Annotated in this window: 25 protein-coding genes; all 25 read right to left on the minus strand. The window is 69.2% G+C overall.

Going from position 1 to position 23818, the window contains the following annotated elements:
* Window positions 1-11 precede the first annotated feature (11 nt).
* Window positions 12-2015: a primosomal protein N' family DNA-binding protein gene (locus IEV96_RS04280; RefSeq protein WP_188509444.1), complete on the minus strand. Its 2004-nt coding sequence runs from the start codon at window positions 2013-2015 to the stop codon at window positions 12-14.
* A gap of 29 nt (window positions 2016-2044) precedes the next feature.
* Window positions 2045-3241: a methionine adenosyltransferase gene (gene metK / locus IEV96_RS04285; RefSeq protein ID WP_188509445.1), complete on the minus strand. Its 1197-nt coding sequence runs from the start codon at window positions 3239-3241 to the stop codon at window positions 2045-2047.
* Between the two features lie 35 nt (window positions 3242-3276).
* Window positions 3277-4461, minus strand: coding sequence for a bifunctional phosphopantothenoylcysteine decarboxylase/phosphopantothenate--cysteine ligase CoaBC (gene coaBC / locus IEV96_RS04290; RefSeq protein ID WP_188511122.1), 1185 nt, complete (start codon window positions 4459-4461; stop codon window positions 3277-3279).
* 29 nt (window positions 4462-4490) lie between these two features.
* Window positions 4491-4751, minus strand: a complete 261-nt coding sequence (rpoZ, locus tag IEV96_RS04295; RefSeq protein ID WP_184235522.1) for a DNA-directed RNA polymerase subunit omega — start codon at window positions 4749-4751, stop codon at window positions 4491-4493.
* A gap of 49 nt (window positions 4752-4800) precedes the next feature.
* Window positions 4801-5697 carry a guanylate kinase gene (gene gmk / locus IEV96_RS04300; protein ID WP_188509446.1) on the minus strand — a complete coding sequence of 299 codons (897 nt, stop codon included), beginning with the start codon at window positions 5695-5697 and terminating at the stop codon, window positions 4801-4803.
* Entirely contained in the window at window positions 5694-6542 is an 849-nt protein-coding gene (gene pyrF / locus IEV96_RS04305) for an orotidine-5'-phosphate decarboxylase (RefSeq protein WP_188509447.1), read from the minus strand. The genes gmk and pyrF overlap by 4 nt, the downstream gene beginning before the upstream one ends.
* Complete coding sequence (gene carB / locus IEV96_RS04310; RefSeq protein ID WP_188509448.1) at window positions 6539-9841, minus strand: carbamoyl-phosphate synthase large subunit; 3303 nt, start codon at window positions 9839-9841, stop codon at window positions 6539-6541. Before carB ends, pyrF begins: the two co-directional genes overlap by 4 nt.
* Entirely contained in the window at window positions 9841-11019 is a 1179-nt protein-coding gene (carA, locus tag IEV96_RS04315) for a glutamine-hydrolyzing carbamoyl-phosphate synthase small subunit (RefSeq protein ID WP_188509449.1), read from the minus strand. Before carA ends, carB begins: the two co-directional genes overlap by 1 nt.
* Window positions 11016-11516, minus strand: a complete 501-nt coding sequence (locus tag IEV96_RS04320) for a PH-like domain-containing protein (RefSeq protein WP_188509450.1) — start codon at window positions 11514-11516, stop codon at window positions 11016-11018. The genes carA and IEV96_RS04320 overlap by 4 nt, the downstream gene beginning before the upstream one ends.
* Window positions 11509-12834, minus strand: coding sequence for a dihydroorotase (locus IEV96_RS04325; protein ID WP_188509451.1), 1326 nt, complete (start codon window positions 12832-12834; stop codon window positions 11509-11511). The genes IEV96_RS04320 and IEV96_RS04325 overlap by 8 nt, the downstream gene beginning before the upstream one ends.
* Before the next feature lie 5 nt (window positions 12835-12839).
* Entirely contained in the window at window positions 12840-13787 is a 948-nt protein-coding gene (locus tag IEV96_RS04330; RefSeq protein ID WP_188509452.1) for an aspartate carbamoyltransferase catalytic subunit, read from the minus strand.
* Window positions 13788-13789: 2 nt separating this feature from the next.
* On the minus strand, window positions 13790-14323 hold the full coding sequence (gene pyrR / locus IEV96_RS04335) for a bifunctional pyr operon transcriptional regulator/uracil phosphoribosyltransferase PyrR (protein WP_188509453.1): 534 nt from the start codon (window positions 14321-14323) through the stop codon (window positions 13790-13792).
* A 56-nt stretch (window positions 14324-14379) separates the two neighbouring features.
* Window positions 14380-14967: a DUF2238 domain-containing protein gene (locus IEV96_RS04340; RefSeq protein ID WP_188509454.1), complete on the minus strand. Its 588-nt coding sequence runs from the start codon at window positions 14965-14967 to the stop codon at window positions 14380-14382.
* A gap of 67 nt (window positions 14968-15034) precedes the next feature.
* Window positions 15035-15622 carry a mismatch-specific DNA-glycosylase gene (locus tag IEV96_RS04345; protein WP_188509455.1) on the minus strand — a complete coding sequence of 196 codons (588 nt, stop codon included), beginning with the start codon at window positions 15620-15622 and terminating at the stop codon, window positions 15035-15037.
* Entirely contained in the window at window positions 15622-16479 is an 858-nt protein-coding gene (locus tag IEV96_RS04350; RefSeq protein WP_188509456.1) for an endonuclease/exonuclease/phosphatase family protein, read from the minus strand. Before IEV96_RS04350 ends, IEV96_RS04345 begins: the two co-directional genes overlap by 1 nt.
* 122 nt (window positions 16480-16601) lie before the next feature.
* Window positions 16602-17015: a transcription antitermination factor NusB gene (gene nusB, locus IEV96_RS04355; RefSeq protein WP_188509457.1), complete on the minus strand. Its 414-nt coding sequence runs from the start codon at window positions 17013-17015 to the stop codon at window positions 16602-16604.
* A gap of 11 nt (window positions 17016-17026) precedes the next feature.
* Window positions 17027-17590, minus strand: coding sequence for an elongation factor P (gene efp, locus IEV96_RS04360; RefSeq protein WP_188509458.1), 564 nt, complete (start codon window positions 17588-17590; stop codon window positions 17027-17029).
* A 92-nt stretch (window positions 17591-17682) separates the two neighbouring features.
* Entirely contained in the window at window positions 17683-18123 is a 441-nt protein-coding gene (locus IEV96_RS04365) for a type II 3-dehydroquinate dehydratase (protein ID WP_188509459.1), read from the minus strand.
* 21 nt (window positions 18124-18144) lie between these two features.
* Window positions 18145-18360, minus strand: a complete 216-nt coding sequence (locus IEV96_RS04370) for an SHOCT domain-containing protein (protein ID WP_188509460.1) — start codon at window positions 18358-18360, stop codon at window positions 18145-18147.
* 10 nt (window positions 18361-18370) lie between these two features.
* Window positions 18371-19447, minus strand: a complete 1077-nt coding sequence (gene aroB / locus IEV96_RS04375) for a 3-dehydroquinate synthase (protein WP_188509461.1) — start codon at window positions 19445-19447, stop codon at window positions 18371-18373.
* A complete protein-coding gene (locus IEV96_RS04380) occupies window positions 19444-19968 on the minus strand; it encodes a shikimate kinase (RefSeq protein ID WP_188509462.1) in 525 nt (174 codons plus the stop codon). The genes aroB and IEV96_RS04380 overlap by 4 nt, the downstream gene beginning before the upstream one ends.
* A complete protein-coding gene (gene aroC / locus IEV96_RS04385) occupies window positions 19955-21163 on the minus strand; it encodes a chorismate synthase (RefSeq protein ID WP_188509463.1) in 1209 nt (402 codons plus the stop codon). Before aroC ends, IEV96_RS04380 begins: the two co-directional genes overlap by 14 nt.
* A gap of 78 nt (window positions 21164-21241) precedes the next feature.
* Window positions 21242-22081, minus strand: a complete 840-nt coding sequence (locus tag IEV96_RS04390) for a shikimate dehydrogenase (RefSeq protein ID WP_229733045.1) — start codon at window positions 22079-22081, stop codon at window positions 21242-21244.
* Window positions 22078-23352, minus strand: a complete 1275-nt coding sequence (gene mltG, locus IEV96_RS04395; protein WP_188509464.1) for an endolytic transglycosylase MltG — start codon at window positions 23350-23352, stop codon at window positions 22078-22080. Before mltG ends, IEV96_RS04390 begins: the two co-directional genes overlap by 4 nt.
* Window positions 23349-23816 carry a Holliday junction resolvase RuvX gene (ruvX, locus tag IEV96_RS04400; RefSeq protein ID WP_188509465.1) on the minus strand — a complete coding sequence of 156 codons (468 nt, stop codon included), beginning with the start codon at window positions 23814-23816 and terminating at the stop codon, window positions 23349-23351. Before ruvX ends, mltG begins: the two co-directional genes overlap by 4 nt.
* Between the last annotated feature and the right edge of the window lie 2 nt (window positions 23817-23818).

Below are 23818 nucleotides of genomic sequence, written 5' to 3' on the forward strand. Positions count from 1 at the left end.
CCGGCCGCGCGCTACTGCTCGAGGAAGGGCTCGACGTCGTCGAAGCGCACCTTGAGGCTCACCGGCACGGGACCGCGGGCGGCCTTGCCGAGCGCGCGCCGCCGGTTGGCCGCCGACTTGACGACCTCGGCGCGCAGCGCGGCGGCGATCTCGGCGCCGCGGGCATAGTCGAAGCGCACGATGGTGCGCACTCCCCCGCCCTCGACGTCGACCGGGCCGAGGATGTCGGGACCGTCGACTCCGAGCGTCGCCACGGCGTCGGCGACCGCCTGCACCGTGCCCGTGACGGTGGCGACGCGCACGGCGGGCGGGAAGCGCAGCGCCCGCCGGTCGGCCAGTTCGGAGCGCGCGAAGTCGGCCTGCCGCCAGGTCACGAAGGCGGACGCCAGAGCGCCGCCCACTCCGACGAGCACGATGGGTGCGCGGCGCGCGGCGAGGGCGGCGGCGTTCGACCACCAGCGCAGACAGTCCTCGGCGACCCGCAGGCTCTCGCGGGCGATCATGCTCTCGCCGTCGAGCAGCAGCACGGCGCGATACCCGCCGGCCGCGATCGGCTCGGCGCCGCGGGTGGCGATGATCAGCGCCGGCTCGGCACCGACCGTGAGGATGGGGCGTTCGCCGTCGGCCACGATGACCCGCACGCCCGGGAAGGCGCGGCCGAGGTCTTCGGCGGTTCGCCCGGCGCCGGAACCGACGAAGCGCAGCCGTTCCCCGTCGCAGTTGGCGCATCTCCAGTCGACCGCGAGAGCACCGCACCAGTTGCAGGCGGGCGTCGACCGCGAGGTCTTCTGGCCGAGCGGGCCCTCACACTTCATGCACCTGGCGCTGCGCTTGCAGTCCGCGCAGGAGAGCTTGGGCGCGTAGCCCGGCCGCGCGACCTGGACGAGCACCGGCCCGAACTCGAGCGCGGCACGCGCCTCGCGCCACGCGGTGGAGGGGATGCGGGCCTGCGCCGCGAGCCGGTCTTCCGACGACTGCTGCGCCGTGGGGACGACCTTGGGCAGGACCGCCGGTTGCGGCGCGAAAACGCGCACCCAGTGCACCTCGACGAGGCGCTCGACCTCGGTGCTGCGGGCGTGGCCGAGGAACATCAGCGCGCAGCCGCTCTGTTCCTGCCGCACGAGCGCGGCGTCGCGCGTGTGCACGTACGGGCTGAGCGGCTCGCTGTGCAGCGGGTCGCCGTCGTCGAACAGCGCGACGAGACCGAGGTTCGCGGCAGGGGCGTACACGACCGACCGGTTGCCGATGATCACGACGGGATCGTCGCTCAGGCAGCGCAGGAACGCCCGGTAGCGGTCGGGGTTGGACTGCTTCGCGTCGAGACGGATGACACGTTGCGCCGGCAGAACCGCGGCGAGGGCCGAGGCCAGCTGCTCCTGGTCGCGGTAGTCGGGCACGGCGAGAATGGCCGTCGCCCCTCCGGCGAGTGTCGCGGCCGCCGCGGCCGCCATGGTGACGGCCCACTCGCCCACCCACACGCCCGGCGTCACCTCGGCCACGAGAGGTATGGCGTCGACCGCGAACCGCGAGCGCGCGGCGATGGCGGTCTCGATCACCCCGTCGCCGTAGCCCTGCACCCGCGCCGGGGGGTGCAGCGGGGCGAGCGGCGTCTGAACTTCGGCGGCGAGGTAGGCCTTCTCGACACGCACCTGCCGGTTCGGCACGGCCAGGCGGACGATGTCGTTGGCGTTGCCCGCGGCGCGCTCCGAGACCTTGCGGGCGAGCGCCCAGACCTCGGGCGTGAGCACGGGCACGGCGGAGACGACCTCTTCGAGCTCGCTCAACACCCCGACGTAGTCGCCCGGCGGCGCGATCTCGACGATGAAGCCGTCGGCGACCCTACCCGCCGAGCGCAGCGGAACGCGCACCCGCACCCCGGCGACGGCCTGCTCGCGCAGCGCCTCGGGAATGCCGTAGTCGAAGAGCCGGTCGAGTTGTGGCAGGGGCGAGTCGATGAGCACCCGGGCGATGGGGCGCTGGCCGTGCTGAGCCGGGCCAGGCGACGCCGTGCTCATCGCTGCAGCATCCGTCTCGAAGAGGGCTTCTATAGCTTCGCGGCGGCGCGCAGGGCGTCGACGCGATCGAGTCGCTCCCAGGTGAAGTTCGGCAGTTCGCGGCCGAAGTGACCGTAGGTTGCCGTCTCGGCGTAGATCGGACGCAGCAGGTCGAGCTCGCTGATGATCTTGCTCGGTCGCAGGTCGAAGACCGACTGGATCGAGTCGATGATCGTGTCTTCGCCCACGTGGGCGGTGCCGAAGGTCTCGACGTAGAGGCCGACCGGCGAAGCCTTGCCGATCGCGTAGGCCACCTGCACCTCGAGACGGTCGGCGAACCCGGCGGCGACGGCGTTCTTGGCGACCCAGCGGAGCGCATAGGCGGCCGAGCGGTCGACCTTCGACGGGTCTTTGCCGCTGAAGGCCCCTCCGCCGTGACGGGCGGCGCCGCCGTAGGTGTCAACGATGATCTTGCGGCCGGTGAGGCCGGCGTCGCCCTGGGGGCCGCCGATGTGGAATACGCCGGTGGGGTTGATGAGCACGCGCACGTTGTTCGAGTCGAGGTCGATCGTGGAGAGCACCGGGCGGATGACGATCTCTTCGATCTCTTTGCGCAGCTGCTGCGTGCTGATCGACGGCGCGTGCTGGGTGGAGACGACGACGGTCTCGACGGTGCGCGGGATGGCGCCGTCGTAGCCGATGGTGACCTGGGTCTTGCCGTCGGGTCGCAGGTAGTCGACGAGACCCGACTTGCGCACGAAGGCGAGGCGCTCGGCGAGGCGATGCGCGAGCCAGACGGGAAGGGGCATGAGCTCGGGGGTCTCGATGGTGGCGTACCCGAACATGATGCCCTGGTCTCCTGCACCCTGGAGGTCGTCGGCGTCGCCGCTCGACTCTTCGCGGGTCTCTTGCGCATGGTCGACGCCGGCCGCGATGTCGGGCGATTGCCCGCCGATCGAGACGGAGACGCCGCACGAGCGGCCGTCGAACCAGACGTCGGACGAGTTGTAGCCGATCTCGGAGATGCGCTTGCGCACGATCGTGGGGATGTCGACGTAGCCGCTCGTGGTGACCTCGCCCGCGACGTGGACGAGTCCGGTGGTGACGAGGGTCTCGACGGCGACACGGGCTTGCGGGTCGACCTCGAGCAGGGCGTCGAGGATGCTGTCAGAGATCTGGTCGCAGATCTTGTCGGGGTGGCCTTCTGTCACTGATTCGGACGAGAAAAGACGCAGTGCGGAACTCATTGATTAGCCTCTGGCTGGGAGATAAGTGGAAAGAATTAGAGCAGCAGGTCGAGGATACGTTCGGCCACCGACGCCTTGCTGCCGCTCGCCTCGCTCACTATATCCCCGGCCCTGTCGAGCACGATCACGGCGTTGCCGTCTGTGGCGAAACCCTCCGTCCAGCCCACCCTGTTGAGGACGAGATAGTCGGCACCCTTGCGGGCGATCTTGGCCCGGCCGAGCTCGACGAGCGCGTCGCGCTGCTGTTCCGTCTCTGCGGCGAAGCCGATGATCAGCTGACCGGGCGCACGCGTCGCGGCGAGGCCGACGAGGATGTCGGGGTTCTTGACCAGGGTGAGCTGCAGGGTGTCGCCCTGCGTCTCCTTCTTGATCTTGCTCTGGGCCACGGAATCCGGACGATAGTCGGCGACCGCGGCGGCCATGATGACGACGTCTGCATCCGGCGCGGCGGTCGTGACGGCGGCCTCGAGCTCCAGGGTGGATCCGACGTGGACGACGCTGAGGGATTCGGTTGCCGCGGCGTGCACTTCGAGGTTCGCCCCGATGAGCGTGACGCTGGCACCGCGCGCGGCGGCGGCGCGGGCGATGGCCAGTCCCTGCTTCCCGCTCGAGCGGTTGCCGATGTAGCGCACGGGATCGAGGGCTTCGCGGGTGCCTCCCGCTGTGACGAGGATGCGCTTGCCGGCGAGGTTTTTCACTGCGACCACGGCGAGGGCGGCGGCGACGATGTCGTCGGGTTCGGACAGTCGCCCCGGCCCGCTGTCTTTGCCGGTGAGCTGGCCGACGGCCGGGCCGACGACGTGCACTCCACGCGAACGCAGGAGCGCGACATTGGCGACGGTGGCCGGGTTCTGCCACATCTCGGTGTGCATCGCCGGGGCAATGACGACGGGCGCGGTCGACGCGAGCACCGTGTTGCCCAGCAGGTCGTCGGCGATGCCGGCCGCGAGCTTCGCGATCGAGTTGGCGGTGGCCGGTGCGATCACGATCAGGTCCGCGGCCTGACCGATCGCCACGTGACGGACCTCGGCGACACCCTCGTAGAGGTCGGTGTGCACGGTATTGCGGCTGATGGCCTCGAGGGTTGGCTTGCCCACGAACTTGAGCGCGGCATCCGTCGCGACGACATGCACGTCGTGCCCCGCGAGGACCAGGGCCCGGACGACAGAAACCGCCTTGTACGCCGCGATACCGCCGGTTATTCCGACGACGACGTTCAAGACGGTCACTGGGTGATTCTTACGGGTGATTACTCGCCCGACAGTCTCTTGAGCTCGAGCTTGTCGTTGTTGATCTCGCGGAGAGCGACCGACAGCGGCTTGTCTTCGATGGTCGAGTCGACGAGCGGTCCGACGTTGTCGAAGAGGCTGCCCTCGTGCAGGTCGGCGTAGTAGTTGTTGATCTGTCGGGCACGCTTCGACGCGAAGATCACGAGCTGGTACTTGGAGTCGACTTTCGACAGCAGTTCGTCGATGGGCGGGTCAATGATTCCGCTGTTCTTGTCAGCCATTAGTGCTCCTTTGTAGGGGGAATTGTGAAAAGTAGGCGCGCGCGAACCCCTATGGGGAAACGGGCACTGCCATCAACTCTACGACTTCTCGCGCCGCTTCGCTGACGTCGCGGTTGACCACCTTGACGTCGAACTCGTCTTGGGCGGCCAATTCGACCTTGGCGGTCTCGAGTCGGCGGGACTGTTCCGCCGCGTCTTCGGTGCCGCGGCCGATGAGCCGGCGCACCAGTTCTTCCCAGGTGGGCGGAAGCAGGAACACGAGAATGGCCTCGGGCATCGCCCGGCGGACGAGCCGCGCGCCCTGCAGGTCGATCTCGAGCAACACCCGGCGGCCGGCGCCCAGGGCGGCGTCGATCGGGGGCCGGGGTGTGCCGTAGCGGTAGGAGTTGTGCACGATCGCCCACTCGAGCAGTTCGTCCGCCGCGATCATGCGGTCGAACTCCTCGTCGCTGACGAAGTAGTAGTGCACACCGTCGATCTCGCCGGCACGCGGCTTGCGGGTGGTGGCCGAGACACTGAGCAGCACGTCGGGATAGTTTTCGCGGATGTACGCGGAGACCGTGCCCTTGCCGACCGCGGTGGGACCGGCGAGCACGACGAGTCGTGCCGGTTCGCCGCCCGCGCGTGTCACGAGGTAGTCGCGCAGCTTCACCCGCTGCCGCGTGCCCAGCCCGCCGACGCGCTTTCTGTCGGAGATCGCGAGGGTCTGCATGAGGCGTGCGACGCGCGTGGGGCCGAGGGTCGGGATGCTCGTGAGGAGTTCGGTCACGCGAAGCGATGCCTCGGCGGTGTGGGGCTGCGCCCACGCGGTCTCGGCGACGTCGAGGGCGGTGCGTGACCGGTCGGCGACGGATTTCTTGACGGCGGCACGGGCGCGTCGGGCGGCGACCGCCGCCTGCGCTGCGGCCACCCGGTCGACCTCGGGCGGGGTGGGACGGGGGCTCATGCGAACACCCCCGCGATCTCGGCACTCTGCGCGCCGATAGCCGCATCGATACCCGAGGGGCCGGCGGCGAGGATGCTGCGCGAGGCGCTCACGATGACGCCGGAGGAGGCTCCCCCGAACAGCGTGCCCACGTCGGAGACGAGCGCACCCTGGTGGCCGAAGCCGGGCGCGAGGATCGGCGTGCCGGCGAGCGACCGCGGCGTGATGCCGTAGTCGCCGAGGGCGACGGTGGCGCCGATGACGACACCCGTCGAACCGAGGCCCGTCTCGAGCTGATTCCAGTCGTGCACGTCAGCGACGATACTCGCGGCCACCGAGGTTCCGGCAGTGGGTCCCGCAGTCACGGTCGCCGTCTGCAACGTCGCGGCCTCGGGGTTCGAGGTCGCGGCGAGCACGAACAGTCCTTTGCCGTGGGCGGTGGCCAGATCGTGCGGGGCCTGGATCGACCCCACGCCCTGGAAGGCGCTGATCGTCATCGCGTCGGACTCGAGCGGCGAACCAGGCGTGAGCCAGGCCTCACCGTAGGCCGCGACGCTCGTGCCCACGTCGCCGCGCTTGACGTCGGCGATCACGATCAGGCCGGCGTCGCGCGCCGCGCCGAGAACGGCCTCGAGCGCGGCGTATCCGGCCGAGCCGTGACGCTCGAAGAACGCGACCTGCGGCTTCACGATTCCGGCACGCCCGACGGTGGCCTCGACGACACGCAGCCCGAATTCACGCGCACCCCGCGCGTCATCCGAAAGCCCCCACTGTCCGAGCAGGTAGGCGTGCGGGTCGATGCCCACGCACAACCGGCCCGCGGTCGCGAACGTCGACGTCAGGCGTGCACCGAACGTCGGCGTCATACCGCGGCCAGCTTCTCGGCGCGGTCGATGGCGTAGTTCTGCAACGAACGCACCGAGAACGGCTCGCGCACCGCCTCGAACGAGGCGACGGCCGCTGCCAGCTGAGCGATCGTGGTGAAGAGCGGCTTGTCGGCCGCGACCGTGGCCGTGCGGATCTCGTAGCCGTCGGCGCGCGCGCTGCGGCCGCTCGGTGTGTTGATCACCACGTCGACCTCGCCCTGATTGATGAGGTCGACGATCGTCGGCTCGCCCTCGACGTGCACCTGGCCCTGGAAGTACTTGCGCACGATGCGGGCGGGGATGCCGTTGCGGCTGAGGATCTCGGCGGTGCCCTCGGTGGCGAGGATCTCGAAGCCGAGCTGGCTCATCCGCAGCATCGGCAGGATGATCGCGCGCTTGTCGCGGTCGGCGACCGACACGAAGACGCTTCCCGTGTTCGGGAGTCCGCCGTACGCGGCCTCCTGGCTCTTCGCGAACGCCTTCGGGAAGTTCGAGTCGATGCCCATGACCTCGCCCGTTGAGCGCATCTCCGGCCCGAGCACGGAGTCGACGACGTGGCCCTCCTTGGTGCGGAAGCGCTTGAACGGCAGCACGGCCTCCTTGACGGCGACGGGCGAGTCCATCGGCACGACGGAGCCGTCCTGCGCGGGAAGGAGACCCGAGTCGACGAGCGAGCGGATGCTCTCCCCCACCATCACGAGGGCGGCGGCCTTCGCGAGCGGGATGCCGAGTGCCTTGGAGACGAAGGGAACCGTGCGGCTGGCGCGCGGGTTGGCCTCGAGCACGTAGAGGATGCCCTGACCGATGGCGAACTGCACGTTGAGCAGGCCGCGCACACCGATGCCCTCGGCGATGCCGAGCGTCGCGGTGCGCACGCGGTCGATGACGTCGCGCCCCAGGGTCACGGGCGGCAGGGTGCAGGCGGAGTCGCCCGAGTGCACGCCGGCCTCCTCGATGTGCTCCATGATGCCGCCGATGTAGAGCTCGGTGCCGTCGTAGAGGGCGTCGATGTCGATCTCGATCGCGTCGTCGAGGAAGCGGTCGACGAGCAGCGGCGAACCGGGCTCGATGATAACGAGGTCTTTCACCCGCTCGAAGTAGTCGAACAGGCTCTCGGTGTCGTAGACGATCTCCATGCCGCGGCCGCCGAGCACGTGCGAGGGGCGCACGAGCACCGGGTAGCCGATGTTCTCGGCGATGGCCACGGCCTCCTCGGAGTTGGTGGCCGTGCCGTTCTTCGGCGAGATGAGCGAGGCGTTCTCGAGGATCTTCGAGAACAGGCCGCGCTCCTCCGCGAGATCGATCGCCTCTGGCGTGGTGCCGAGGATCGGGACGCCGGCGTTCTTCAGGCCCTGGGCGAGGCCGAGGGCGGTCTGCCCGCCGAGCTGGACGACCACGCCGACCAGTTCGCCGCTCTGGCTCTCGGCGTGAACGATCTCGAGCACGTCCTCGAGGGTGAGCGGCTCGAAGTAGAGCCGGTCGCTCGTGTCGTAGTCGGTGGAGACCGTCTCGGGGTTGCAGTTGATCATGATGGTCTCGTAGCCGGCGTCGGACAGCGCGAAGCTCGCGTGTACGCATGAGTAGTCGAACTCGATGCCCTGGCCGATGCGGTTCGGACCGGAGCCGAGGATGATCACCTTGCGGCGGTTGCTCGGGCGCACCTCGGTCTCGAGGTCGTAGCTCGAGTAGTGGTACGGGGTGAGCGCCGGGAACTCCCCCGCGCAGGTGTCGACGGTCTTGAAGACCGGACGCACGTCGAGCTGGTAGCGGGCGGCGCGCACGTCGGCCTCGTCGAGCCCGCGGATCTCGGCGATCTGCAGGTCGCTGAAACCGTGGTCTTTCGCATGGCGGAAGGTGGCCTCGTCGAGCGCCTCGGCGCCGGCGACGGCGGCTGCGACCTCGTTGATGAGCACGATCTGGTCGATGAACCACGGGTCGATCTTGGTGGCCTGGAAGACCTCTTCGGCGGTGGCGCCGGCAACGAGCGCCTGCTGCACGGTGACGATGCGGCCGTCGGTCGGCACGCTCGCGAGCTTGAGCAGTGCGGCCTTGTCGCGCAGCTCGTAGCGCCAGTGGAAGCTCGAGCCGCGCTTCTCGAGCGAACGCAGGGCCTTCTGCAGGGCGGTGGAGAAGTTACGGCCGAACGCCATGGCCTCGCCCACCGACTTCATGGTGGTGGTCAGGGTGGTGTCGGCGGCGGGGAACTTCTCGAACGCGAAGCGGGGAACCTTGACGACCACGTAGTCGAGCGTGGGCTCGAAGCTTGCGGGCGTGACCTTGGTGATGTCGTTGTCGATCTCGTCGAGGCGGTACCCGATGGCGAGCTTCGCCGCGATCTTGGCGATCGGGAAGCCGGTGGCCTTCGACGCGAGCGCCGACGAGCGCGAGACGCGCGGGTTCATCTCGATCACGATGACCCGGCCGTTGGCGGGGTCGATGGCGAACTGGATGTTGCAGCCGCCGGTGTCGACGCCCACCGCACGGATGATGTCGATGCCGATGTCGCGCAGGTTCTGGTACTCGCGGTCGGTGAGGGTCAGCGCCGGCGCGACGGTGATCGAGTCGCCGGTGTGCACACCGACGGGGTCGACGTTCTCGATCGAGCAGACGACGACGGTGTTGTCGGCGGTGTCGCGCATGAGCTCGAGCTCGTATTCCTTCCAGCCCATGATGCTCTCCTCGAGCAGCACCTCGGTGGTCGGGCTCTGGTGCAGACCGTCGCCGACCATGCGCACGAGTTCCTCGCGGTCGTAGGCGAAACCGGAGCCAAGGCCGCCCATGGTGAACGAGGGGCGGATGACGAGCGGGTAGCCGAGGTCTTCGGCGAATTCGACCGCCTCGTCGACGGTGTGCGCGATGTAGCTCTTCGCCACGTCGGCGCCGGCGTCGAGCACGAGCTGCTTGAAGATCTGGCGGTCTTCGCCCTTGTTGATCGCCTCGAAGTTCGCGCCGATGAGCTCGACACCGTACTTCTCGAGGATGCCGTGGTTGTGCAGGTCGATGGCCGCGTTGAGAGCCGTCTGGCCGCCGAGCGTGGGCAGGATGGCGTCGGGCTTCTCGGTGGCGATGATCGTCTCGATGACCTGCCAGGTGATGGGCTCGACGTAGGTGGCATCGGCGAAGTCGGGGTCGGTCATGATGGTGGCCGGGTTCGAGTTGACGAGGATGACGCGGACGCCCTCCTCTCGCAGCACCCGGCAGGCCTGGGTGCCCGAGTAGTCGAATTCCGCCGCCTGGCCGATGACGATCGGGCCGGAGCCGATGACCAGTACCGACGTGATGTCTTCCCTCTTGGGCATTAGTTGTTTTCCTCGCTGGTAGAGCTCGTCGAAATCTCGGCGTTCGCCGCCTGCTTAGCCACGACGGCATCACGGAACCGGTCGAACAGGTAGTTGGAGTCGTGCGGGCCCGCCGCGGCCTCCGGGTGGTACTGCACGCTGAAGGCGGGGATGTCGAGGGCGTTGAGGCCCTCCACCACGTTGTCGTTGAGGTTCACGTGGCTCACCTCGACGCGGCCGAACCCGGCGGGCGACTCGGTGATCTCGCCGATGGGCGCGTCGACCGCGAAGCCGTGGTTGTGGCTGGTGATCTCGGTGCGGCCGGTCGACACGTCGACGACGGGCTGGTTGATGCCGCGGTGGCCGAACGGCAGCTTGTACGTGCCGAAGCCGAGTGCGCGCCCCAGAAGCTGGTTGCCGAAGCAGATGCCGAAGAACGGCAGGCCCTCGCGCAGGATCCCCTGCAGCAGGTCGACATGCTGGTCGGATGCGCCAGGGTCGCCGGGGCCGTTCGAGTAGAACGCGCCGACGGGTTCGATCGCCAGCACCTCGTCGAGCGTCACGCTCTGCGGGAGCACGTGCACGTCGAAGCCACGTTGCGAGAGGTAGCTCAGCGTCGAGGTCTTCACGCCCAGGTCGAGCACCGCGAGGTTGCCGATCTTCTCGCCGATGGCGGGGACGACGTAGGCCTCCCGCGTCGACACCTCGCTGGAGAGGTTGAGGCCGCGCATGTCTCGCCCGGCGCGCACGATGTCGAGCTGCTCGTCGTCGCCCAGGTCGGTGTCGGTGCCGGAGAAGATGCCGGCGCGCATGGCACCGGAGTCGCGCAGGCGGCGGGTGACGGCGCGGGTGTCGATGCCGCTGATTCCGACGATGCCCTGCTCGACGAGATCGTCGTCGAGGGAGCGCTGGGAGCGGTGGTTGGAGACCACCCGGGAGGGGTCGCGCACGACGAATCCGGCGACCCAGATGCGGCCCGACTCGAGGTCTTCGTCGTTCATTCCCGTGTTGCCGATGTGGGGCGCGGTCATGAGCACGATCTGGCCGGCGTAGCTCGGGTCGGTCAGGGTCTCCTGGTAGCCGGTCATGCCGGTCGCGAAGACCGCCTCACCGAGCGTGCGGCCGAGGGCACCGTAGGCGCGGCCGGTGAAGCGCGTTCCGTCTTCGAGCACGAGGACGGCGGGAGTGGGGATGCTCATTTCGAGTCCCTTTCTGTGGGTGAGAGAGCGAGAGACTTCGCGGCGGCGAGGAACGCCTCCGAGTTCTCCGCGCGGAAATAGCTTTCGACCTCGGTGTCGGCGAGTGCCCACGCGATCATGGTGAGCCCGTCGGTTTCGACGACCCGGTCGATGGTCCAGGTGGCGCGGTCGACGAGCGCGATGTCGCCCCGCGGGATGAAGATGTCGGGTTGGCCGGCGATCGGCACGACGATGCCGGCCTCGGCGACGACCACGGTGCTCTTCGCCCGGAAGCCCAACCCGTGCACGGCGACGCGGTTGAAGCGGTCGTTCGCGAGGGTCGTGGCGACGTAGAAGCCCGGAAACTCGCCGAATACGGCGCCGAGATGCGCGGGCGGCTGCTGGGGGGCCGCGATGCCGCGCTGGCGGCGTTTACGGCTGTACCAGCCGAGCGCGATGAGCGCGAGGAACACGACGAGGGCCCCGAGCACGATCGCGGCCAGACCGAACCTATCCACGGGCGACCCCGGCGTGCTCGGCGACCAGGCCGGCGTCGACCAGCACTCCGTCGAGCACGGTGGCGTAGCCGTCGTGGATGGTCGCGATGACCTGTCCGGGCAGGGATCGATCCAGGTAGGGCGAGTTGACGCTTTTGCCGTGCAACTCGTCCACCGAGAATCGGCGGGTGACCGTGGGGTCGTAGAGGGTGAAGTTCGCGTGGTCGCCCACACCGAAGGCCGTGGAGTATCCGGCCAGCCGACCGATTTCCGCCGGCTTCGACGAGAGCACTCGCGCGACATCCGCGAAGCCGATGAGTCCGGTGTCGACCATCGCGGCCTGCACGACGCTGAGCGCCGACTCGAGGCCGACCATTCCGTTGGCCGCCTCGTCCCACGCGCACTCCTTCGCCTCGAGCGGGTGCGGGGCGTGGTCGGTCGCGACGATGTCGATCGTGCCGTCGGCGAGGGCCGCGCGGAGTGCGAGCACGTCCTCCTCGCGGCGCAGCGGCGGGTTCACCTTGAAGCGCGAGTCGTAGCCGCGCACGAGCTGCTCGGTGAGCAGCAGGTGGTGCGGCGTGACCTCCGCGGTCACATCGATACCACGGGCCTTGGCCCAGCGGATCACGTCGACCGAGCCTGCCGTGGAGACGTGGCACACGTGCAGGCGGGCGCCGACGTGCTGGGCCAGAAGCACGTCGCGCGCGATGATGGATTCCTCGGCGACGGCGGGCCAGCCGGCGAGCCCGAGCTCGCTCGACAGGGCTCCCTCGTTCATCTGGGCGCCCTCCGTGAGGCGCGGGTCTTGCGAGTGCTGGGCGATGACGCCGTCGAACGTCTTCACGTACTCGAGGGCGCGGCGCATCAGCAGCGGGTCGGAGACGCAGATGCCGTCGTCGGAGAAGACGCGCACCTTCGCCCGGGAGCCGGCCATGGCGCCGATCTCGCTGAGCGCCTTGCCGGCGAGTCCCGTGGTGACGGCGCCGATCGGGCGCACCGTGACGTAGCCGTGCTCGGCACCGAGCGAGGCGACCTGTTCGACGACGCCGGCGGTGTCGGACACGGGGCTCGTGTTGGCCATGGCGAAGACGCTGGTGAAGCCGCCGATCGCGGCGGCGCGCGAACCGGTGAGAACGGTCTCGCTCTGCTCGAAGCCGGGCTCGCGCAGGTGGGTGTGCAGGTCGACGAGGCCGGGCAGGGCGAGGAGGCCGTTCGCGTCGACGACCGTGGCGCCGGCCGAACTGAGGCCGGAACCCACCTCGGTGATGACTCCCCCGTCGACGACAAAGTCGGTGGTCGAACCGTTGGGCAGAGTCGCGCCCGTGATGACGATGGTCATATTTCTCACAACTCCACAGTTCCGGACAGCAGCAGATACAGAACGGCCATCCTTATCGACACCCCGTTGGCCACCTGCTCCAGCACCGTCGACTGCGCGGAGTCGGCGGCCTTCGACGAGATTTCCAGTCCGCGGTTCATCGGCCCGGGGTGCATAACCAGACTAGCCGCAGGCAGGTGCGCGAGCCTCGCGTCGTCGAGGCCCCACTGGCGCGCGTACTCCCGCGCGTTGGGGAAGAACGCGGCGTTCATGCGTTCGCCCTGGATGCGCAGCATCATCACGACGTCGGGGTCGGCGGCGATGGCCGCGTCGAGGTCGTAGCCGACGGTGACCGGCCAGCCCTCGATGCCGAGCGGCACGAGGGTCGCCGGTGCCACGAGATGCACGCGCGCGCCGAGCGTGGTGAGCAGCCAGACGTTCGACCTGGCCACCCGCGAGTGCAGGATGTCACCGATGATCGTGACGGTGACGCCGTCGAGGTCGCGGCCGCGCGCGGCGGCGCCGTGCAGGCGGCGGCGGATGGTGAAGGCGTCGAGGAGGGCCTGGGTGGGGTGTTCGTGGGTTCCATCGCCCGCGTTGACGATTCCGGCGTCGATCCAGCCGCTCTGGGCCAGCACGCTCGGGGCTCCGGAGGCCGGGTGCCGAACGACGACGGCGTCGGCCCCCATGGCAGCGAGGGTCTGGGCGGTGTCCTTGAGGCTTTCGCCCTTCGAAACGCTGGATCCCTTCGCGGAGAAATTGATGACATCCGCGCTGAGGCGTTTGGCCGCGGCCTCGAACGAGATGCGCGTGCGCGTGGAGTCCTCGAAGAACAGGTTCACGACGGTCTTGCCGCGCAGTGCGGGCAGCTTCTTGACCTCGCGGCCAGCGACGTCGGCCATGTCTTCGGCGACGTCGAGGATGGCGACGGCCTCGTCGCGGCCGAGGTCCTTGGTGGAAAGGAGGTGGCGCATGCTCACTCCCCCTCGATCGTGATCTCGTCGACGCCGTCGACCTCGACCAGTCGCACGTTGATGCGCTCGCTCGCCGCTGTCGGCAGGTTCTTGCCCACGAAGTCGGCGCGGATGGGCAGCTCGCGGTGGCCGCGGTCGACGAGTGCGGCCAGGCGCACGGCGCGCGGCCGGCCGATGTCGTTCAGCGCGTCGAGGGCGGCCCGGATGGTGCGGCCCGAGTAGAGCACGTCGTCGACGAGCACGACGGTCTTGCCGTCGATGCCACCGGCGGGAATCTGCGTCGGGCGCGGCGCGCGGGTGGGGTTCTTGGCGAGGTCGTCGCGGTACATCGTGACGTCGAGGAACCCGACGGTGCCGGTACCCGGCTCGATCGAGTCGAGGATCTCGCCGATGCGACGGGCGAGAACGACACCGCGGGTCGGAATGCCGAGGAGGACGAGATCGCTGGCTCCGCGATTGGACTCCAGGATCTCGTGGGAGATGCGGGTCAACGCTCGGGTGATGTCAGCCGATTGCAGCACGAGGCGTGCAGTCATTCTGACCTCCTTCCCCGCCTCTCTGGACGGAACTTAAAGGAAATCTGTTTCGCCAACTATAGCGGAGCGTTCTGCGGTGCCCGCGCGCGGCTGTGCGCTGCGAGGTAGCCGATGAAGCATCCGGCGAGGATCGACCCCGCCGTGCCTGCGGCGAGATCGCCGATCGTGTCGTTGTAGGCCACGAAGATCGTGGGGTCGACGAAGTTGTGGCCCGCCCACTCGGCCATCTCCCACACCACCGCGGCGGCCATACCGAACGCGGTGGTGAACACGACGCCCTGTGCCTTCGTGGCACCTGCGGGAACGACGAGCAGGCGCTGGGCGATGACGAACAGCGCCGCCGCGAGAAGCCCCGTGGCGACGAAGTGCACCAGCAGGTCCCAGCCGGCGATCGAGGTGTACAGGCCGAGCACGCTGCTCCACGAGGCGACGATGAGCGTCGCCCCCAGGGCGATGTCGAACGCCGGGCGCACACCGAGAAATCGGGAGGCGTAGACCCCGAGCAGCGAGAGGGCGCTGACCCAGAAGGCGACCGGCCCCCACCCGATGCCGGCCACGACGACTCCCGCGGTACCGATCACGCGCACGCCGTCGGCTGCCCATTCGGCGCGTCCGACCGGTGGCCGCAGGAAGTTCTCGATCACCCCACGAGCCTATTCGGACGCGGTGGCGAGCGCAGGCTGGCCCCGCGGCCGATCATCGGCGGGCCGGTCACTCCGAAGGCGGCCGGTCGTACACCGCGATACCCGCCGCGACCGCCGCGTCACGGTAGGCGTGCGCGAGGCTGTCGACCGTCTCGTGCGCGTTGAGCCCGCTAGGGTTCGGCACTACCCAGAGCGCCGCGCCGCCCAGCCGCTCGGCCTGCGGTCCGACCGCCGTCTTCGGTCGGGCGAAGGCGGAACGGTACGCGGTGATCCCCAGCATCGCGACGACCGCGGGGGCCAGCGCCGTGACGCGGGTCTCGAGCAGCGCGGCACCCTCGACCAGCTGCTCCTTCGTGAGCTCGTCGGCCCGACGTGTGGCGGCGGCGACCAGGCTGGTGATGCCGATCCCCCGCGCGAAAAGGTGAGCACGGTCGTCGTCGTGCAGACCGGCAGACGCGTCGATGACGCGGTCGGTGATACCCGCGCGGTAGAGGGCGGAATAGAAGCGGTTGCCGCGGAGGGCGAAGGGCGCCTGCACCGCGACCGTGTGCAGGCCGGGATTGATGCCGACGAAGAGCAGCTTCAGGCCCGGTCCTACCGTGTCGGGCAGCGTGCGTCCGTAGAGGGCTGCGTCTTCGGAGGGTGTGCGGGCCATCAGGCGTGGGACGTGGCGGCAGCTGGAGCGGGCGAGGTAGACACGGCGCGCATCCGCAGCACGGCCTGCACCGGCTCGTGGTCGGACGGCGCTGCGCCCTCGAAGCGCGCCGTGTTGATGCCCATCGCCTTCACCTCGATGCCGCCCTTCACCAGCAGCCAGTCGATGCGCTTGCCGCCGACCTTCGGCGGGTGGTAGTTCGAGAAGGTGGTGAAGTCGTCGGAGAGCCGACGGTTGGGCATCAGCCAGGCGTCGACGAGGCCCGCGTTGTACATCAGCTCGCGGTACGGCGCCGAGTCGACGTCGGCGTTCGCGTCGCCGGTGACGATGACGGGCCCGCTCGCCTGACGGACAAGCCGGGTGAGCATCCGGGCCGACTGCAACCGGGCGGCGGCCGACAGGTGGTCGAAGTGGGTGTTGAAGGCGCGGAACTCGACGCCCGTGGCCAGGTCGCGGAACTCGGCCTGCACGACGGCCCGCGGCACGCGGTTGCCCCACGAGCGCGAACCGGGAACGAGCGGCGTGTTCGACAGCGCGAACTGGTGCCAGTCGACGAGCTCGAGCCGGGCGGAGTCGTAGAAGATCGGACTCGCCTCGCCCTCGCGGTTGGCGTTACGGCCGTGACCGACGCGTGCGTACGACGGGCCGAGGCACTCGCCCACGAACCGCGACTGGTCGAGCAGCGCCTCCTGCACGCCGAGCAGGGAGGGCAGCTCCGCCTGGAGCAGCGCGGCAATGAGGTGCTTGCGCCCGGACCACGCGTCCCGGCTGCGTCGCGGGAGCCGCGGCATCCGTCGCCTTATGTTGTAGCTCATAACGTGCAGGTCGGGAGGGGCGGTGGGCCCGATGAACGTCATGGCCCCAGAGTAGGCTGCGGTTTCGGAAATTCAGGATGCCGCGACGGAAACAGCCCGCCACGGCCCGCACATCGGGCTGGGGCGGGCTGACTTCCTGAGTTTCCGAAAGGTGCCGGCGGGGGCTACGCGCGGGTCTGCGCGATGCGCCCGAGCAGACCGTTGATGAAGCCGGCCGAGTCCTCGGTGGAGAGCACCGCGGCGGCCTCAACCGCCTCGGAGATCGCGACGCCGTCGGGGATCTGCTCGTTGAACAGCAGCTCCCAGATGCCGATGCGCACGATGGCGCGGTCGACGGCCGGCATGCGGTTGATCGTCCACCCCTGGGCGTAGGTCTCGATCAGTTCGTCGATCTCGTCACCGTGCTCGGTGATGCCGACGACGATCTCGCGGGCGTACGGCCACGACGAGCCGCGCTTGGGGTCGGCATCGGCTCGTGCCTGCTCGGTGGCGAGGGCCGTGTTGATGGATTCTTCACGGACGTCTGCCCCGTAGAGCAGGTCGAGGGCGCGCTTGCGCGCCTTGGTGCGGGCACTCATATCGGCGGCGCCTAGTCGGTGACGCGGCCGAGGTAGCTGCCGTCGCGCGTGTCGACCTTGACCTTGGTGCCGATGTCGAGGAAGAGGGGAACCTGAATCTCGTAGCCGGTCTCGACGGTGGCGGGCTTGGTTCCGCCGGTCGAGCGGTCGCCCTGCAGGCCGGGCTCGGTGTAGGTGATCTCGAGCGTGACGGAGGCGGGCAGCTCGACGTAGAGGGGGGCCTCGTTGTGCAGCGCGATCGTGACGTTCTGGTTCTCGAGCATGAAGTTGACGGCGTCGCCGACCTGGGCCGCCGAGAGGGTGATCTGGTCGTAGTTGCCGAGGTCCATGAACACGAAGTTCTCGCCGTCGGCGTAGAGGTACTGGTAGTCGGCGCGGTCGACGGTCTCGGTCTCGATCTTGGCACCGGCGTTGAACGTGCGGTCGACGACCTTGCCGCTCATGACGTTCTTGACCTTGGTGCGCACGAAGGCGCCGCCCTTGCCCGGCTTCACGTGCTGGAACTCGATGACGGTCCACAGCTGGCCATCCATGTTGAGAACGACGCCGTTCTTGATGTCAGAGGTAGAAGCCATGCGAAAGAAGTCCGTTCAGATAAGGGAGAGGAGTGCAGGCCATCGTAGGTCGCTCAGCGACCGTATCGAAACCAGAAAGCGATTCTACCGGTTCAGCTCTTGATCCGACCAACGGCGACGAGGGCGAGCAGGTAGGAGTCGAAGCCGAAGCCCGCGATCACGCCCGTGGCGATGCCGGAGATCACGCTGGTGTGGCGGAACTCCTCGCGGGCGTGCGGGTTCGAAATGTGCACCTCGACGAGCGGGATTCCGGCCTTGGTGACGAGAGCCGCGGCATCCCGCAGCCCGTAGGAATAGTGCGTGAACGCCGCCGGGTTCAGGATGACCGGGGTCGCCGTGTCGACGGCCTCGTGCAGCCAGCCGATGAGTGTGCCTTCGTCGTCGGTCTGGCGCAGGTCGATCGTGGTGCCCTCGGGAGCCTCGGCCTCGAGCAGTACGCGCAGCGCCGGGAGGTCTTGATTGCCGTAGACGTCGGGCTCGCGGGAACCGAGACGGCCGAGGTTGGGACCATTGAGAACCAGCACGTTTTTCACGTGCCCCAGTGTATCGAGGCGCTACTCGCGCAGAATCACGGCGCGCGCCTCGGCATGCTCGGCCTGGGAGATGGCGCCGTTCGCGAGCAGGGAGTCGAGCTTGGCCAAGCGTTCGGCCTTGCTGCGCGGTTTGCGGACGCGCAGTACGGCGCCGACGACGACGAGCACGAAGACAACCGTCAGAATCAGCCCGACAATAGCGAAGATGGGACCGAAGGCCCAGTTCCCTTGAGACATGCTCTACAACCTAGACGCCGACCTCCTGGTAGGCGAGGAACAGCATCGACTCGTCGGGCGCCTCGAGCACCGTCGGCAGCGCGAGGTCGTCGAGCACGATGAAGCGCAGCATGCCGGCGCGGGTCTTCTTGTCGCGCTGCATGGTGGCGAGGAGGGTCTGCCAGCGCCCGACCGGGTAGTCGATGGGCAGGGTGAGCGAAGAGAGGATGCTGCGGTGGCGGTCGACCACCTCATCGCTCAATGACCCGGTGAGCCGCGCGAGTTCCGCGGCGAACACCATGCCGACCGAGATCGCGGCACCGTGACGCCAGCGGTAGCGTTCGGCGTGCTCGATCGCGTGCCCGAGGGTGTGCCCGTAGTTGAGGATCTCCCGCAGGCCGGACTCCTTGAAGTCCGCACCGACGACACGCGCCTTGAGCGCGATCGCGAGCTCGACGACGCGGCGGAACTCCGGCGTGGTCGGGTCGGTGACGCGGTCGACGTCGGCCTCGATGATGTCGAGGATCTCGGGCTCGGCGATGAAACCGGCCTTCACGATCTCGGCGAAACCCGCGAGGATCTCGTTGCGCGGGATGGTGTCGAGCGTGTCCAGGTCGACGACGACGGCGGCGGGAGCGTAGAACGAGCCGACGAGGTTCTTGCCCTCCGAGGTGTTGATGCCCGTCTTGCCGCCGATCGAGGCGTCGACCATGCCGAGCACGCTCGTCGGGACCTGGATGAGCTTCACGCCGCGCAACCAGGTGGCGGCGACGAAGCCGGCGATGTCGGTGGTGGCTCCCCCGCCGAGGCCGATGACGGCGTCGGTGCGGGTGAAGTCGGTCTGGCCCATGATCTGCCAGCAGAACGCGGCGACCTCGACGCGTTTGGCGTCCTCGGCGTCCGGCACCTCGGCGAGCAGCACCTCGTAGCGGTCGGCGAGGCTCTCGCGCAGGGCGTTGGCTTTCGCGCCCAGCGTCGGCGGGTGGACGATGAGCACCTTTGCGACCTTGTTGCCGAGCTGGTCGCCGAGGCCCCCGAGCAGGCCGCGGCCGATGAGGATGTCGTACGGGTCGAGCCCCGCGACGGTGACGATTGTGGTGTCGGTCATTCTGACGTCTCCTGGATCCAGCCGACGATGTCGGCGGCGATGTGGTCGATCGGAAGGCTCGAGGTGTCGAACGTGCGCTGCGCGAGCCGGTCGTAGATCGGGCGGCGGGTGTCGACGAGCGCCGACCACGCTTCGACACCGTCGACGAGCGGCCGCTTGCCGCCGGTGATGCGTTTGGCCACGGCCTCCGCGGTCACGGTGAGCTGCACGACGCGATGATCGGCGAGGTCGCGCTGGGTGTTCTCGTCGAGCACCGCTCCCCCGCCGAGCGCCACGACGGCGCCCTCGCGGAGGGCCGCGGCCACGTGCTCCCGTTCGATCGCGCGGAAATGAGGCTCGCCGTGCTCGGCAAACAGGTCGGCTATCGACCCGTGCTCGGCCACGATGCGCTTGTCGGTGTCGACGAACGGTACGTCGAGCAGCTTCGCGACGCGTTTGCCGAGACGGGACTTGCCCGCGCCGGGCGCGCCGATCAGCACGAGGACCGGCCGGGCGGATGCCGCCGGGTCAGGCTCGTTCATCGTAGGTCTGTGCCGTGCGCTGCGCCGCCGGGATGGACGCGAGGTAGCTCTCGAGGTTGCGGGCGGTCTCGGGGACCGAGTCGCCGCCGAACTTCTCGATCACCGAGTTGGCGAGCACGAGCGCCACCATCGCCTCGGCCACGACGCCGGCAGCCGGGACGGCGCACACGTCGGAACGCTGGTGGTGTGCCTCGGCCGCCTGGCCGGTGGCGACGTCGACGGTGCGCAGGGCGTGCGGCACAGTGGCGATCGGCTTCATGCCGGCGCGCACGCGCAGCACGGTGCCGGTGGACATACCGCCCTCGGTTCCGCCCGCCTTGTCGCTGAGCCGGGAGATGAGCGAGCCGTCGGTGACCAGTTCGTCGTGCGCCTGCGAGCCGGGGCGGGTGGTGGTGAGGAAGCCGTCGCCGACCTCGACGCCCTTGATCGCCTGGATGCCCATGAGCGCGGCCGCGAGCTGCGAATCGAGCCGGCGGTCCCAGTGCACGTAAGACCCGAGACCGGGCGGCACGCCGTAGGCGAGAACCTCGACGACACCGCCGAGGGTGTCGCCGTCCTTCTGCGCACCGTCGATGAGGGTGACCATTCGGGCGGATGTCGCGGGGTCGAAGCAGCGCACGAGGTCGGCGTCGAGCGTGGCGACGTCGGTGGGCGTGGGCAGGTCGGAACCCTCGGGCACGCGCACGGTACCGATCGACAGGGTGTGGCTCACGAGCGTGATGCCGAGCTCTCCGAGGAACTTGCGCGCCACGGCGCCGAGGGCGACCCGGGCGGCGGTCTCGCGGGCGCTCGCGCGCTCGAGCACGTTGCGGGCCTCGTCGAAGCCGTACTTCTGCATACCGACGAGGTCGGCGTGGCCCGGACGGGGACGGGTCAGGGGCGCGCCGCGACCCTTGGGCAGGCTCTCGACGTCGACGGGAGACGCACTCATCACGTCGACCCAGCGCGGCCACTCGGTGTTGCCGATGCGGATGGCGATCGGGCTGCCCATCGTCTCGCCGAAGCGCACGCCGCCCGAGATGGTGAGCTCGTCCTCCTCGAACTTCATACGCGCGCCACGGCCGTAACCGAGTTTGCGTCTGGCCAGATCGGCGCGGATGTCGTCGAGGCTCACGGGGACGCCGGCGGGCAGGCCCTCCATGATCGCGATCAATTCCGGGCCGTGGGACTCACCTGCGGTCAACCAACGAAGCATAGGAGAATCCTCCCACACCCCGAGGCACACTCTTTCGGACAGCCGGTCGAGTGGGTCGCGCAGCGACCGTATCGAGACCTATCCGGCGACGGCAGCGCGCATCGCGGCCAGCACGTCGTCTTCACCCGGCAACGTCGCATCCGGAGCACCGTTCACGAAGATCCTGATCTGCGCGACTGCCTGGTGCAGCAGCATCTCGAGGCCCGAGATCACGGTTCCTCCCGCGGCGAGCCACGATGCGGCGAGTTCGGACGGCCAGGGGTCGTAGGCGACATCGAAGAGAACGGATGCCGCGCGGATCGGCTCGGCGAAGGCGAGGCCGTGCGCCCCGTGGCCGGGGATGGTGCTGACGACGGCGTCCGGCACGGCGAACGGGCGGTCGGGCGCGCCGAACTGCCGCACGGCGACCTCGACGCCGAGCAGCTCGCCGAGGGCCACCAGATCGGCGGCCTTGGCCGGTGTGCGCACGGAGACGATGGCGCGGGACGCCCCCAGCTCGCCCGCCGCCACCAAGGCCGACGCCGCGGTCGCGCCGCCACCGAGGATCTCGACCGAGTCGAGGCCGCCGACGCCCGCCTCGCGGAAGGCCTCGGTCACCCCGTAGACGTCCGTGTTGTAGCCGCGCAGCTGCAGCGCGCCGGTCGAGCGGTCGAAGAGGACCGTGTTCGCGGCGCGGGTGAGGGTGGCCGTGTCATCCGCCCAGTCCAACAGCGGAAGCACGTCGCGCTTGAGCGGCATCGTCAACGACAGCCCGCGCCACGATGCGTCGCGGCCGGCCACGAAGCCGTGCAGGGCCCCCTCGGTCACGTCGACGGCGTCGTACTGCCAGTCGAGCCCGAGGGCACGGTAGGCCGCCGCGTGCAGCAGGGGCGACTTGGAGTGGGCGATCGGCGAGCCGAGAACGGCGAGCCGGGTCACCCGCCCGTGTCCCAGTCGGGGTTGTCGCGCACCCACTGCTGCCAGACCTTCACCGCGGCGTTGTGCTCCGCGGCCGTGGTCGAGAACACGGTCTCGCCCGTCTCGCCGTTGACCAGCACGAAGAACAGCCACGGGCCGTCGACCGGGTTCAGCACGGCCTGGATCGCGGCGTCACCGGGGGCGGAGATCGGGCCGATCGGCAGCCCGGGGTTGGCGTAGGTGTTGTAGGGGTTCGACGCGTCGGCGCGTTCCTCGTCTTCAGTGAAGATCGAACCGTTGCCTGTTCCGTAGCTGACGGTGGCGTCGGACTGAAGGTTCATACCGATGTCGAGGCGGTTCTGGAAGACGCGCGCGACCTTGGGGAAGTCGGTGGCCGGGCCGCCCTCTTTCTGGATGAGCCCCGCCATCGTCAGCACGCGGTGGCGGTCTGCGACCGCGACGCCGGCGGCGTCGAGCCGGGTGAACGTCTCGGTGACCAGGCGCTGCAGGATGTCGTGCGCAGTCTGGCCGGGCTGGAACTCGTAGGTGGCCGGGAACAGGTAGCCCTCGAGGCTCGGTGCCTCGGCCGGCAGCCCGAAGCTGGCGAGGTCGGTCGACGCGGCTTGGAAGTCCGCGAGCGGGATGCCCGTGCCCTCAGCGAGGTTCTCGAGCGCCGTCGGCAGCGTCGTGCCCTCGATGATGAGGGCGGAGGAGACGACGTGGTTCGCCGGGTCCTGCAGCGCGGTGAGCGCGGCGCGCGCGCTCATTTCCTTCTGCAGCGTATAGGTGCCCGGCATGAACGTCGGCTCTTCGGCGACGAGCAGGTCGTAGAACGCCTGGCTGGTCATGGTGACCCCGGCGTCGTGCAGCGTGTTCGCGATGTCCGATCCGATGTCGCCGTCGGCGATGACGATGTTCACCGCTTCACCGTTGCCGGAGCCCTCGTAGTCGATGGGCAGCTGCCAGCCGAGGGCCTCGCGCACCTGCGGTTCGAAGAGCGTCCAGGCCGCGAAGGCCGCACCACCGGCGAGAACGACCAGCGTCAGCAGCGCCCAGAGCCAGCCGAGGCGGCGCTTGCGCTTCGGGATGCCACGGAACTCTCCCCCGCCGTCGCGCCCGCGCTTCGGCGGCTTGCCGCCACCCTGGGCGACGGGCTCCTGCTCGGGGCGCTCGCGCTCGCGGCCCTCCGCCTCGCGCAGCTGGCGGCGGGTGAGCGGCTCGGCCGACGGCTGCGCGGCGGCGCTCGAGGGCTGGGAGGTGAAGATCTCGTCCCAGCTGGGATCGTTGGTCACTGTTGCAGTCCTTTGTCCGGGTCAACGACGACGCCAGGCGAACGCTCGCTGGAGCGCTCGAAGTCGAGGGCATGTTGCAAAATTATAACGGCGGCGACCTGATCGATGACGTGACGCGTCTGTTTCGTCGATTTCCCCGAACTACGCACGGCGTTCTGCGCCGACACCGTCGAGAGCCGCTCGTCGACGAGACGCACCTCCACGTCCACCACGGCCGAGAGTCGCTCGGCGAATCCGACGGCGTCCTCGGTTGATGCGGTGCGGCGTCCGGACAGCGCGAGCGGCAGCCCGACGATGATCTCGAACGCGTCGATCTCCGCGGCCACCGCTACGATCCGGGCGATATCGCCGTCCCCGCGCGGCACGGTCTCCACCGGGGTGGCGAGCATGCCGTGCAGGTCGCTGCGCGCCACGCCGATGCGCACGGTGCCGACATCGATGCCGAGCCGGACTCCCGAACGCACGC

Source organism: Conyzicola nivalis (genome assembly GCF_014639655.1).
GTDB lineage: Bacteria > Actinomycetota > Actinomycetes > Actinomycetales > Microbacteriaceae > Conyzicola > Conyzicola nivalis.

What these genes read in the sequence shown, in the direction of transcription:
- IEV96_RS04280 (WP_188509444.1), bottom strand. Translation starts at nt 2,015, where the DNA reads ATGAGCACGGCGTCGCCTGGCCCGGCTCAGCACGGCCAGCGCCCCATC.
- metK (WP_188509445.1), bottom strand. Translation starts at nt 3,241, where the DNA reads ATGAGTTCCGCACTGCGTCTTTTCTCGTCCGAATCAGTGACAGAAGGC.
- rpoZ (WP_184235522.1), bottom strand. Translation starts at nt 4,751, where the DNA reads ATGGCTGACAAGAACAGCGGAATCATTGACCCGCCCATCGACGAACTG.
- gmk (WP_188509446.1), bottom strand. Translation starts at nt 5,697, where the DNA reads ATGAGCCCCCGTCCCACCCCGCCCGAGGTCGACCGGGTGGCCGCAGCG.
- pyrF (WP_188509447.1), bottom strand. Translation starts at nt 6,542, where the DNA reads ATGACGCCGACGTTCGGTGCACGCCTGACGTCGACGTTCGCGACCGCG.
- carB (WP_188509448.1), bottom strand. Translation starts at nt 9,841, where the DNA reads ATGCCCAAGAGGGAAGACATCACGTCGGTACTGGTCATCGGCTCCGGC.
- carA (WP_188509449.1), bottom strand. Translation starts at nt 11,019, where the DNA reads ATGAGCATCCCCACTCCCGCCGTCCTCGTGCTCGAAGACGGAACGCGC.
- IEV96_RS04325 (WP_188509451.1), bottom strand. Translation starts at nt 12,834, where the DNA reads ATGACCATCGTCATCACGGGCGCGACTCTGCCCAACGGTTCGACCACC.
- IEV96_RS04330 (WP_188509452.1), bottom strand. Translation starts at nt 13,787, where the DNA reads ATGCGCCACCTCCTTTCCACCAAGGACCTCGGCCGCGACGAGGCCGTC.
- pyrR (WP_188509453.1), bottom strand. Translation starts at nt 14,323, where the DNA reads ATGACTGCACGCCTCGTGCTGCAATCGGCTGACATCACCCGAGCGTTG.
- IEV96_RS04345 (WP_188509455.1), bottom strand. Translation starts at nt 15,622, where the DNA reads ATGGCCCGCACACCCTCCGAAGACGCAGCCCTCTACGGACGCACGCTG.
- IEV96_RS04350 (WP_188509456.1), bottom strand. Translation starts at nt 16,479, where the DNA reads ATGACGTTCATCGGGCCCACCGCCCCTCCCGACCTGCACGTTATGAGC.
- nusB (WP_188509457.1), bottom strand. Translation starts at nt 17,015, where the DNA reads ATGAGTGCCCGCACCAAGGCGCGCAAGCGCGCCCTCGACCTGCTCTAC.
- efp (WP_188509458.1), bottom strand. Translation starts at nt 17,590, where the DNA reads ATGGCTTCTACCTCTGACATCAAGAACGGCGTCGTTCTCAACATGGAT.
- IEV96_RS04370 (WP_188509460.1), bottom strand. Translation starts at nt 18,360, where the DNA reads ATGTCTCAAGGGAACTGGGCCTTCGGTCCCATCTTCGCTATTGTCGGG.
- aroB (WP_188509461.1), bottom strand. Translation starts at nt 19,447, where the DNA reads ATGACCGACACCACAATCGTCACCGTCGCGGGGCTCGACCCGTACGAC.
- IEV96_RS04380 (WP_188509462.1), bottom strand. Translation starts at nt 19,968, where the DNA reads ATGAACGAGCCTGACCCGGCGGCATCCGCCCGGCCGGTCCTCGTGCTG.
- aroC (WP_188509463.1), bottom strand. Translation starts at nt 21,163, where the DNA reads ATGCTTCGTTGGTTGACCGCAGGTGAGTCCCACGGCCCGGAATTGATC.